This is a genomic window from Shewanella sp. 10N.286.52.C2, assembly GCF_002874545.1.
Taxonomy (GTDB): Bacteria; Pseudomonadota; Gammaproteobacteria; order Enterobacterales; family Shewanellaceae; genus Shewanella.
The window spans coordinates 18,807-31,318 of sequence record NZ_MCTV01000020.1; the positions used below are offsets into that span (position 1 = coordinate 18,807).

Genomic DNA, 12,512 nt, shown 5'->3' on the forward strand with positions numbered 1-12,512 from the left:
ACTATTTTTAGTACACTTTAAAGTACTATCTAACGGAGCAGTTTTTATGATCAACATTTCTGATACGGCTCAGGCGCATTTTGTTAAATTACTGGCCGATCAACCTGAAGGCACGCATATCCGTGTGTTTGTAATCAGCCCGGGTACTGCCCAAGCTGAGTGCGGCGTGTCTTATTGTCCACCTGACGCTGTAGAAGCGGATGACACTGAATTACCTTTCAACGGCTTCAGTGCCATGGTTGACGAAAAAAGCGCACCATTTTTAGAAGAAGCGAGCATTGATTTTGTTACTGACCAATTAGGTTCGCAGCTAACCTTAAAAGCGCCAAACGCTAAAATGCGTAAAGTGTCTTCAGATGCGCCATTAAAAGAGCGTATTGAATATGTGATTCAATCAGAGATTAACCCGCAGTTAGCAAGCCATGGTGGTAACATCATGCTAGTTGAAATCACGGAAGATGCAGTTGCAGTACTGCAGTTTGGTGGTGGTTGTAATGGTTGTTCTCAAGTTGATATCACTTTAAAAGATGGCATTGAGAAACAGTTACTGGAGATGTTCCCTGGTGAGCTCTCTGGTGTGAAAGATGTGACTGACCATCAACATGGTTCTCACTCTTACCAGTAAATTTGCAAGGTTTTATTGTTGTAAAATACAGCAATAGCTAATTCAAATTTTACACTAAACGCGGCCAATATGGTCGCGTTTTTTATTGGCCGTCACTTACGCTGAGTGGGAGCCTTGTGCTATAACTTAAGTATGAAAACGGAGCAGGATAACTTCATGGCAGAAAAAACAACTCAATTTAAACCGTTAAAAATGCAAGGCTTTACCTTAATTGAGCTGGTAGTGGTTATTATTGTATTGGCTATTTTAGCAGTCATAGCGGCGAGTAAATTTATAGATGTAAAACGTGATGCTGAAATAAGCCGAGTAAAGGCGGTAGCGGCATCCTTTGAGCAGTCGGTTACTTTTTCCCATACACGTTGGCAAATTATTGGTGGCAGCGATCCAATGAATGATCTACCTGACTTTGCCAATAACGATCTCGACATGAATGCTTTTGGCTATCCGTTAGGCACAGGTAAAAACAACCCTATGGCCAACCCTGTCAATATTGGTCAAGGTCAGCAAGGGTGTGTCGATCTTTGGAACGCTTTGATAGAAAGCCCACCATCGGTTGCCATTAGAAATACTTCCGATGATGTGGATTTTGAATCATATCGACATGCAGCTGCGGGCGGTACAGGTGAGACCCAATGCACTTATGTACTGCGAACGCTTGGTGATACTGCAGGTAGAAACCAAGCAGAAATTAAAATTGTCTATGACTCGGTAGAAGGGACTGTTCAGGCCTATATCGATGAATAAATCGGATAGTTATTTATCAAATGCGACATAATAAAAATAGCGGCTTTAAGCCGCTATTTTTATAGCTGTAATTTAATAATATCAAATGAATTTAGGTGGCTACTTTTTCTTTTTTGACTTGAATATACGTCGATAAAAAGTGACTGTGCTGAATAATAGAATCAAGGTACCAACCACTGCGACTAATGTAATAAATACAACGTATTTAAGTGGCATATTCAATGCGTCATGCAGTGGTCTAACAAAGCTGGCCACTTGACCTGACAAGTTTCTATCGCTGTGCTTCAGGCTTGATACGATTTTGCCGTGCTGATGATCCATGGTGATACTGTCAGCATTTCTAAGCCAGACATCAGCATGACTATCAAAGTTGATACTGTAATTCATCGCTTGAGGTTTAGCCGCCTTTGGTGCATCAGGATCGGTTTTTTTCTGCCTTGGTTTATTAACCGATACTAATAACGATTCAGGCCATAAATCTTGCGCGGTTTGTAGCTGGCTTTGCCAATCGTTAGCTTTACTTACTGGATAATTAATTTCTGCGGTTGGCTTGTGCTTGAGCGCATCCATCCATAAGCCTTTATAAGTAATCAAAAAGCCGGTAATACAGAGTAAAAACAGTGGCACTGATATGAATAAACCTAATTGAATGTGGCTTTTAACTAGGCTGCTTGATTTGGTGTCTTTTGGAATAGAGTGCTTGAGTCTAAAACCTTTACGTACTCGCCACCAAAGGTAAATACCCACTAGGGTAATGACGCCACCAATGAACGATGCCCATGCATTAACGTATTTACCAATATCACCCAGTAAGAAGTTTCTGTGCAACCAAAACATCGTGGTCCAAAGCGGAATTTCTGTCACCTTGTAATGGGAGATTTCATTGAACTCGCTATCAAAAGCGATAGATTGCCCACGGGTAGCAGCTTCAAGGTAAGGGGTATGTTCGGTAGGAAAACGTACACTGCTCATTTTTGGGTAATGCTCAAAAATATACTCAGTGGCTTGTGCTTTTTGCTCAATGGTTAACGGCACATAGGTTTGGCCTTTATCATCCATTCTTTTTAGCATGTCCATGCCGCCGAGATACACTCCCGTTGTCAGCACTATCAGCATACAAATACTAATGACAAAACCGACCCAATTATGGAACCACTTTAAAGCGGGTACAACTTTCATATTTACGTTCTCAGGTTAAATATTTATGGATGACAATGACAAAAGTTAGCAGCTAACAATTATGACTGACACGCTATATGGGTAATGATAATTAATCTCATTTGCAACTGCAATTAAAGAAATGTAAAGAGTGGCATATAAGTGTCATTGTGTTGTCGAGGTCACATTTAAAGCTGTAGAGGGCGTATAAAGCTAAAAGTTTATTTGAATAAAAATTCTTGGTAATGAATTTTTTTAGCTGCTATTAAGTGAGGTTTTCGAAAAATAATGAAATTTAAGCTAACAAATACACATGTTTAATATTTGTTAATTTCTGATTTTGTGTAACTTTGTTTAAATAATTAATATCTGTATTAGTTTTGGCGATTAAACTCATCTAGCTTGGATGAACATTAGTTAATCCATTTATGCAACATTTATTCAGGTAAACTTTCTACAATTTACTTACAACAGTGTCCTTGTTCACAGTTATTTACTTCTGTTAAATAAATGGCTTCACTTTCGCCGTAATGCAAATGATAATCCATCTCATTAACGACTACTGCCATTTAAAGGGCTACTTTGTATGAAAATCTCACCTATTGCATTTGCTGTTGTTGCCAGTTTAGCCTCAGCTTCATTAGCGGCTGAAGAAGCAACTAATGACACTGATAACGGCTTAGATTTCGAGTTGAACATTGAGCGAATTCAAGTAACAGGCATGAATTTTAATAATTACAAAGTAGGCTCGTCATCAGGCGCCATGCGGGGTGATATTGCCTTGATGGATACGCCGCAATCAGTGAACGTTATTCCAGATTTTGTCACTGATGAGCAGTTAGCAACTAATTTATCTGAAGTATTAGTTAACGACTCAAGTGTGACCGGCGGCAGTGAAAAGTGGAACCGCCAAGTATTTAATATTCGTGGCTTTGAATTAGATTCTGGCAGTGGCTTTTTAATTAATGGTCAGCAGCAGTTTTCGCACTATGTGCAGCCGATTGAAACCTTGCAGCAAGTCGAAGTCTTAAAAGGCCCTTCAAGCATGCTTTATGGCCAATCAGGCCCAGGTGGCTTGATTAATATGGTGACCAAAAAGGCCACCTCTGAAACCATGTTTGACTTTGGGTTCGATACCGATGAGAACGGCTCAACTCGTTTTCAACTTGATGCAGGCGGCGCGTTAAATGATGCTGAGTCAATCCGTTACCGCACTGTATTAGTTAAGCAAGATACAAAATACTGGCGTGAATACCAGGACGGTGAGGGCGATGATACTCAAGAACGTGACCGTTTCTTAGGGTACTTAAACCTTGAATTCGACCTGCATGATGATGTGATGTTATCACTGACCTATGATTACACCGATGATAAAACCGGTATCGATAGCGGTGGCTGGTTAGATGGTAACGGTGACTTAGTTGGTGATCGCGAAGATATCTGGGATATGTCGTGGGCCTTTACTGACAACGAGGTGCAAAACCTGGGTGCTGATTTAACCTGGTATGTATCAGATGATTGGAAAATGACCACAGGTTATAACCATCAGTCATTTACCCGTCAGCGCTTAGATTCGTCTCCATCGATGGTGGCAGGTATGGATCCAACTACCGATGGTTACCAAATTAAGGCGTTTGATCGCCACGATGATTGGCAGCTTAAAACCGCTTATATGGATTTCACTGGTGTCGTAAATGGCTTTGGCATGGAACATCAATTGTTAGTTGGTGCTAACATTCTCGATTATTACTATGGTCAACTTATTGACCGCGATGACGCGCAGATGGTTCAGCCGGGTGGTTATGTACCTAGACCTGATCTGGATTACAACAGAGACACCACTAAGTCAGAGTCAAGCTATAAGCATTATGGTTTTTATGTACAAGACTTAATGACCATTAATGATCAGTGGCAAGTACTGGCAGGCCTGCGTTATGACGAGCAGAAAAAAGACGGCGATGGTGAAAATAGCTATGCCGTGTCACCTAAGTTTGGGGTTATTTACTCGCCTTCAGATAACGGCAGTATCTATGTAAACTACGCCAAAAGTTTTAACCCTCAGTCAATCGTTAACAATGAAGACGATGTCAATAATGGTATGAACTTAGACCCAGAGTACGGTGAGCAATATGAAATCGGTACCAAATGGGAACTGTATGATGGCGGCTTACTATTAACTGGTGCAGTTTTTGACACCACAGTGACCAACGTTACAGTGCGCGAGCAATTAGACCAACCTATTGGCGAGCATGAATACATCACCACCCAAAGCGGTAAGCAGCATCACCGTGGTTTTGAAATGGGCGCTCAAGGACAAGTCAGTGACAATGTATTCGTCACCAGCTCAATGATGTATCTAGATGCAAAATATGTCACTAGCAGCCAAGATACTGAACAGCTAGACGGTAAAACCCCGGTAGATGCACCTGAATGGTCAGCAAATATCTGGACTCGTTACGAAGTTACCGATGATGTCGCACTTAACTTTGGTGCTATCTATGTCGGTGAGCGTTTTGCCAATACTCAAAACACCATAGTTAAAGATGACTATGTTAGATTTGATTTCGGCGCAGCTTACTCATTTGCGGTTCACAATACAGATATGAATGTACGCTTTAATATCAAAAACTTATTTGATACTGAATACCTAGATGGCGGCACCAACACCGACGTTACCATAGGTGATGGCAGACATTTCAGCCTTGCATTTGAAGCTAAGTTTTAATCTGCTTTAGTTAAATGCTTTAGTTAACAGCTTTAGCTCAGCAGTTACCTATAGAGTGTTAAAAGAATGGCCCGCACATATACCAATATGTGCGGGCCTTTTTCATTGCTTCAATTATAGGTTTTTAGATAAAAAATTATCAATGGCTCTGAAGGTCATTAAGCGGTGCTGATTGTTTGATAAATAGTGATTGGCATTATCGATTTCAACATATTCGACTTGTTTATCTAACGAGGATAATTTTCGATACATATCTCGGCTTTGGCTCACCTGTACCACTTTGTCATTATCACCATGGATTAATAAAATGGGCACATTAATTTTATCAGCATGATAAATCGGAGAGCGTTCATACAGGTCGTCATAATCATCTCCTAACACCTTTTTAGTCATCTCATGACTAGTATAAAAACGGGATAGCTTCACTAAGTCTTCTACATCAGCCACACCTGCAAAACTGATCACACATTGGTATAATTCAGGGGTCTTTGCTGCTGCCATCATGGCGGCATATCCACCGTAACTAGCGCCAACTATGCATATGTTATTTGGGTCAGCAACACCTTGGTCGATTAAATAGCGAGTGCCATCTTCAACATCAGTTTGCATCTCTTTCCCCCAATTTTTATGTCCAGCAGTGGTGAACTTAAGCCCGTAGCCCGCCGAGCCCCTAAAGTTCATTTGCAGTACAGCATAACCTCGGTTAGCAAAGAACTGAGCCCAATAATCGAATTCTTCGCCAACATAAGAATTAGGTCCACCATGGGGAAAAATAATGGTAGGTAAGTTCTTCGCTTCACGTCCTTTGGGCAATGTAAGGTAGCTAGGTATCTCTAAACCATCTCTGGCGGTATAACTCATTGCTTGAGGTTGGACTAATACATCTGGCGTGAGTTGCGAATACTTGGTCGCAATCACTTCTAGCCTGTTTGCATCGCGATCGCCATAAAGATACAACCCTGGTTGAGTAGGACTTGTAGCAAAAACAATATAACGGCGTTCATTTTTACTAAACTGAGTCAGGTAGTTTTGGGTATCGGGTAATGCGCTTTTTAAGCGCTTGATCAGTTTTTGATAATCTTGATCCCAAAAGTGATATTCATTATCGATACCTGCGGCAATACCAATGGCCTCTCGAGTGATATTAGAGTGCAGCAATTGTGCATTAACGTCACTATTGTCTTCGCTAAATACGAGTTCTTTATGAAGTGTAGGATCCCTAAGATCAACTTTAAAAATGGCAAAGTAACCATCTTGGTAAGCTTTGACGAAGAGAATATTGGGGTTTACGTCAAATCCTAGAGGAATAACGCTGTCTTCTGAATATGCTTCGTGTTTCCAAAGTAAACGTAATTCACCATTGGCTTCACTTTGCTCGTAGGTTCTATATTCGGTGGTATCAGGGTCTCGATAAGTGGCAATACGAACCTTATTTTGCTGATCTGTCATCCACTTGAAAACATGTTCACGATAATTTTGCTCAATAGTAACCTTGCCGGAATACAAGTTTACTTTTAGCACGCTATCTTCTAATGCTCGAGAACGAAACCCAGCGACTGACAGTAATATATGTTGAGGATCTTTAGGGAGTATATCGACAATATGATGTTGAAATTGTGGTATAAACTCGAAACTTTTGATGACTTTTTTAGTTAATACGCTGCCCGCCTCACCGGTTTTTATATTGTACTTTATCAGCAAACTTTCGTTGGCATCTTTACCAAAACGCTTTGAAGGAATAAGTGTTGATATTAATAAAATCTCGTCACTGGCCCAGGTTAAACCAATAATGGTATAGCGTTCATGGTCATTTTTAAGCGGTATATGAAACTGACCTGTTTCGGTATTAAACAGCGCCACAATCTTATGTGGCTCTTCGGCGCTATCGTCCAAAATTAACGATGCTATGTGTTTACCATTTGGTGACAGCTTTACAGTGCTGACATCGGGAATACTGGCAAAGGCTTCAACGGGGAGTTTAGGGGCAGTTTTTGGGGGAGTATTATCGGCAGCGAAAGCTTGCTGACTTAGCACCAAAGTGGTGATTAGTATGGAAATCCATTTCATTATTGATTGTTTCTCTTAAACGTTTTTTGATAAAAAAATCAGTACCGCAGTGTTGATTTACTGGGTACTGTTCTGAATTTAAAGCTTAATGTAAATTTTGATGTAAAAACTTTTCTATAGCGATAAAGGTTTTAATCCGATGCTCATTATTACTTAAGTAATGATCGCCGTTTTCAAGTTCGATATATTCCACAGGCTTTTTTAGATCGTCTAACTTGTCAAACATGTCTTCACTGTGCTGCACGCGCACTACACGATCTTTATCGCCGTGAATCAGCAATACAGGCACGTTAATATCTTTTGCTTTGCTTAATGGCGAGCGCTCATATAGGGCATCATAGTCATCACCAATTTGTTTTTTAACGATTTCAAAATTAGTGTAACGTCTTGAAGACTTGACTAAATACTCCACATCGGTGACACCCGCCACACTGACTGCACATTGGTATAAATCTTTGGTGGTAGCCACACCCATGAGTGCGGCATAACCGCCATAACTGGCGCCGACAATGCATATTTTTTTAGGGTCTGAAATACCTTGCTCCATCAGCCAGCGGGTACCATCTTCAACATCGTTTTGCATATCCAAGCCCCAGCTTTTTAACCCTGCTTGCATAAAGTCAAAGCCGTAACCAGATGAACCTCGAAAGTTCATTCTCAGTACTGCATAGCCTCTGTTGGCTAGAAACTGGGTCCAATAATCAAAGCTATTTGAGTCATAACTAATAGGGCCGCCATGGGGGAAAATAATAGTAGGTAGGTTTTTAGCTTCTTTGTTTTGGGGCGTCGTTAGAAAAGCTTCGATTTCTAAGCCGTCTCTGGCTTTATAAGTCAGGGTTTTAGTATCAGCTAATAATTCAGGGTTTAACTCTTTATAGCGGTATGCGATAGGGAGTAACTCACCCGCATCACGATCACCAAAGAAATAAATACCCGCTTCTTTGGCATTGGTTGAGTAGACAATATAGCGGCGTTCATCGTCACTAAATTGGGTGATGTAATTACGATAGTCTGGTAACGCTTTATTTAGCCCATTAGCTAAGCGAACGTATTCGTCATCCCAAAATGTATATTCAGATTCGTCACTGTCATTAATGCCGATGACTCTTTGTTTGAGACTTGAGTAAATTAATGAGCCTTCAACGTCATAGGACTCTCTGCTAAACACCAATTCTTTAGTTAGTTTTGGGTCGGTTAAGTTAACCTTAAAAATAGCCAATAAGTCATCATGATATGCTTTTACATAAAGAATATTGGGGTCTTGCGCAAAGCCCATCGGCCAAACTTGTTCCTTAGCAAAGGCCTCAAATTCCCATAAAACACGTCTATCTTCACCTGTGTCAGCTTGTTCGTAAATTCTGAACTGACTATCTTTGTGATAAATGCCAATTCTGACTTTATGCTGTCTATCGGTTATCCAGTCTTGGATATTTGGTTCTGCTGGTTGCACAAACTTGAAAGCTCCATTGTTCAAGTTGATGTTAATAACCGACTCAAAATTGGGCTTGTTACCTAAACCACTAATGCCCAGTAACAGTTTTTCTTTATCATTTGGCAAATAGTCGATGATGTTAGATTGGATTTGCGGCATCCATTTGAATTTTTTAAGAGAGCGACTGCTGATAATGCTAGAGGTTTTATTTTTACTGATAGAATACTTCATCAACCTCGTTTCTGTAGTTGGCGTGCCGTAGCGTACAGCAGGGAATTTAGCTTTGATTAATAAGGCATCATCACTGGCCCATTGCAGTGATAAAATCACAAATTTTTCATTATCTGTTTGCAGTGGATAAAAAGACTCACGGGTATCAATATCAAGGATATTAATAATAGAGCCTTTCATTTCATTGGTATTTAAGCGGACTAAAGAAGCTATTTTTTTGCCATTAGGTGACATGGTCACATGGCTAACATCTGGAATGCTGGCAAATGCTTCCAGCGGTAATTGTTCGGCACTAACTGAAGCTGAGCATAGCCAAAGCGTCACTAGTAAGCTAAAAATCCGTTTCATTAAAATCATCCCTATTATTATTGTTAACTAGATGTTACCAGTCGGGAGGCTGATAAATCTACTGTTAATTCAATAATAAAGAGCGCTTATAGCTGTTTAAAGCAGTCACTGTAGCGGTAATGCAGTGCTAACGACAGGCTACGGCATAACATAAAGGCGCTCATGGCGGCCCACAGGGCATTATTGCCGTATTCTTGAAGTAAATACCAACAGGGAAAAAACACCCCAAAGGTCGATAAAATCATGCTATTACGCATCATTTTACCTTGGGCTGCGCCAATATATACCCCATCAAATAAGTAGGACCCAAAGGCTAATAACGGCATGAATACCAACCAGATCAAGTAATGCTCGGCTTGTTGTTGCACCAGCTCAATATTGGTGAGTAAGCCAATGATATTGCTACCCGCAAAATAAAATAACAGGCTAAAGCCTAAGGCAAATAGCGCTGACCAACTCGCAGCAAGGGTCACTGAGTCATGTAATAAATTGAGGTTTTTTTGCCCCACCGCGCGGCCCACTTCGGCTTCGGCATAATAAGCTATGCCATCTAAGGCGTAAGAGATCAGCATCAGTAAATTAAGCAGCACCGCATTAGCGGCAATGATGTCATCACCTAAGCCCGCACCGTAAAAAGTCATAAAGGTAAAGCTGGCTTGCAAACATAAGCTGCGAATAAAGATATCGCGATTTAATTTTAATAAGCGTGAATAGCCTTTTAAGCTGATATGAACCATTAACTGACGCAAACTAAAATCAGCCTGTTGATATAAAGCGCGTTTTACAATGACAGCTGCAACGGTAAAGGCACACATATCAGCGATAACAGAGGCAAGCGCGGCGCCTTTTACATTCCAATTTAGGCCAATCACAAACACTACATCTAAAACGATATTGACGATATTGGCGATGATTAACTGCCACATTGCCGCCTTGGGCGCTTGCCTGCCCAGTAACCAGCCAAGTAACACCAAATTTAAGAGTGCAAATGGCACCGACCAAATACGAATTTCTACGTACTCGCGGCAAAATTGCTGCACCTGCGCACTGGCTTGGCTTAAAGACATGGCAAAATCGAGCAGGGGTTGCTGCAATAACACTGCTGCGCCACCAAACAGCAATGCAAGGCAAGCGCCTTGCACCAGCAATTTTTGCTGAGTTACGGTATCATTAGCGCCGTAAGCTTGGGCGACCAGCCCCGTGGTGGACATGCGCAAAAAGCCCAGCAACCAGACAATTAAAGTAATAATTGTGCTGCCAAGCGCCACCCCGCCTAAATAATAGGCCTCACTTAAATGGCCGATGACTGCGGTATCGACTAAACCTAATAACGGTATGGTGATATTCGATAAAATCATCGGCAAGGCTAAAGCAAAAAGCTGCCGGTTTTTTTGGCTGTTAAAAAGTAATGCTTTTATGGACATAGGAATAATATGTTAAAACGAACTCTATTGGGGTTATTGTGGTTAATATCACTTAATGCCAATGCCGTGGTGATCTTGCAATATCATCATGTGTCAGAAACTACACCTGCAAGTACCAGTGTGACGCCAGCTCAATTTGAAGAGCAAATGCAATACCTTGCTGAAAACGAGTTTACCATCATTCCATTAACCCAAGCGGTAAATGCGCTAAAGAATAACACGCCATTAGCGGATAAAAGCATCGTTATTACCTTTGATGATGGCTATGACAGTATCGGTATGGCTGCGGCGCCCATATTAGCCAAATATGATTTTCCTTATACAGTATTTGTGTCAGTAGAGCCGATTGAAAAAGGTTATCGCGGCATGATGAGTTGGGATGATATTAAAACGCTCACTGAAAAGGGCGCTACAATCGCCAACCATAGCTGGGCCCATGAGCATCTAAATCGTAAGCTTGATGGCGAATCTAAGCAGCAATGGCTTGATAGAATCGAAGCAAACTTGCTAGCAACGGAAGCGGAAATTAACAAGCATACCGGTCAGAGTGTAAAAATGCTGGCTTACCCATATGGTGAGTACAATAGCGATGTTGAAGATATTCTGAAAAAGCACGCCTTTATTGGTTTAGGGCAACAATCTGGCGCCGCGGGAAAATACTCAATACTGACTGCGCTGCCACGTTTTCCTGTGGCGGGCCCTTATGCTGATTTAGACAGTTTAAAAGTCAAGTTTACTAGCCTCAATATGCCGGTGGTGAAGCAAAATATCACTGACCCACAGTTAAGCCAAGGTCAGTGGCGACCTGAGCTAACCGTTGAGCTGGACACCACTGATATTTACCCGCATCAGGTGATGTGTTTTGTCCAAGGCCAAGGCGCTAAAAAGCCGACTTGGGTTTCTGAAACTGAGTTTAATATTCAAGCTTCAGCAAACTTACCTGCAGGTCGAAGCCGTTATAACTGCACTGCACCGAGTAAAACTAAGTCAGGTTATTATTGGTTTTCGCAAGCCTGGTTAAGACCGAATAATGATGGCAGTTGGCCGACAGAATAACTTCTTTCTTTGGGTGCTATTTTTCCAAACTCCGTTTGGATTAACATCGTGGGTTTTCCACCCACACCCGACCAAAAGGGTATCAACAGCAATACCCTCTTGGATCACCCTGCCGCCCCCGACGAAAAATGCTGAAAAGCGCATGATTTTCGATGGGGATTGATCCAGCTTTCAACGTCGTTTGTAAACCGCTTCGGTCACCTCTTTATTGCAAAGAGTGAAAATGCTAACGCTTCCGATGGTGCATCCCTGCACCGCGAAAGCTATGCTCACATCCATGTGAGCATCACGCTATTTTCTTCAACGCCCTCAATTCAAATTGAGCCTTTTAGCAGATTAGACTCTTGATCTTTTGAGCCTTTTAGCTCTTAAATTTATCACGAATACAGTCAAATCGAAGAAATGAAAATCCCAGTGTAGATGCAGCAGCGAGCTTCCAAAACAGGGATGTTTTGGCAGAGCTTACATGGACGTACTTGCAGCGTCTCGCAGTTGTATCTGCACATAAGGTCGCTCTTTCACATCCATGTGATCGCGACATTTGTATATCCTATACATCACCTGCGGCAGGCAATGGATTAAGTTGAAGTTATGGTCTTCCGTAATTTAGCCAATAAAAATGAAGTATAAAGTTGGTGCTGGTAACTCGTTTATGCCCCTTTTCGTTTTACATGATCTATCAGCGACCCACTTACAATGTGT

General features: G+C 41.4%; 8 protein-coding genes. 4 read left to right on the forward strand and 4 right to left on the reverse strand.

Annotated elements, in window-relative coordinates:
- Positions 1 to 46: 46 nt before the first annotated feature.
- Both nfuA and BCU94_RS08640 read left to right on the forward strand, forming a co-directional pair.
- Positions 47 to 625: a Fe-S biogenesis protein NfuA gene (gene nfuA, locus BCU94_RS08635; protein ID WP_076538256.1), complete on the forward strand. Its 579-nt coding sequence runs from the start codon at positions 47 to 49 to the stop codon at positions 623 to 625.
- A gap of 156 nt (positions 626 to 781) precedes the next feature.
- On the forward strand, positions 782 to 1,369 hold the full coding sequence (locus BCU94_RS08640; protein ID WP_102476149.1) for a type II secretion system protein: 588 nt from the start codon (positions 782 to 784) through the stop codon (positions 1,367 to 1,369).
- A 99-nt stretch (positions 1,370 to 1,468) separates the two neighbouring features.
- Here the strand turns inward: BCU94_RS08640 and BCU94_RS08645 are convergent, their stop codons facing one another.
- Positions 1,469 to 2,548 carry a PepSY-associated TM helix domain-containing protein gene (locus tag BCU94_RS08645; RefSeq protein WP_102476150.1) on the reverse strand — a complete coding sequence of 360 codons (1,080 nt, stop codon included), beginning with the start codon at positions 2,546 to 2,548 and terminating at the stop codon, positions 1,469 to 1,471.
- Positions 2,549 to 3,113: 565 nt separating this feature from the next.
- Here BCU94_RS08645 and BCU94_RS08650 point away from each other — a divergent pair.
- Positions 3,114 to 5,252 carry a TonB-dependent receptor gene (locus BCU94_RS08650; RefSeq protein WP_102476151.1) on the forward strand — a complete coding sequence of 713 codons (2,139 nt, stop codon included), beginning with the start codon at positions 3,114 to 3,116 and terminating at the stop codon, positions 5,250 to 5,252.
- 114 nt (positions 5,253 to 5,366) lie between these two features.
- Here the strand turns inward: BCU94_RS08650 and BCU94_RS08655 are convergent, their stop codons facing one another.
- The 3 genes from BCU94_RS08655 to dinF form a co-directional block, all read right to left on the reverse strand.
- Entirely contained in the window at positions 5,367 to 7,319 is a 1,953-nt protein-coding gene (locus BCU94_RS08655) for a prolyl oligopeptidase family serine peptidase (protein ID WP_102476152.1), read from the reverse strand.
- A gap of 85 nt (positions 7,320 to 7,404) precedes the next feature.
- Positions 7,405 to 9,330 carry a S9 family peptidase gene (locus BCU94_RS08660; RefSeq protein WP_102476153.1) on the reverse strand — a complete coding sequence of 642 codons (1,926 nt, stop codon included), beginning with the start codon at positions 9,328 to 9,330 and terminating at the stop codon, positions 7,405 to 7,407.
- Positions 9,331 to 9,416: 86 nt separating this feature from the next.
- Positions 9,417 to 10,754, reverse strand: coding sequence for an MATE family efflux transporter DinF (dinF, locus tag BCU94_RS08665; protein ID WP_102476154.1), 1,338 nt, complete (start codon positions 10,752 to 10,754; stop codon positions 9,417 to 9,419).
- A 9-nt stretch (positions 10,755 to 10,763) separates the two neighbouring features.
- On the opposite strand from dinF, the gene BCU94_RS08670 reads away from it, so the two are divergent.
- The gene (locus BCU94_RS08670; RefSeq protein ID WP_102439437.1) at positions 10,764 to 11,810 is read left to right on the forward strand and encodes a polysaccharide deacetylase family protein; all 1,047 of its coding nucleotides are present in this window, start codon (positions 10,764 to 10,766) and stop codon (positions 11,808 to 11,810) included.
- Positions 11,811 to 12,512: the final 702 nt, after the last annotated feature.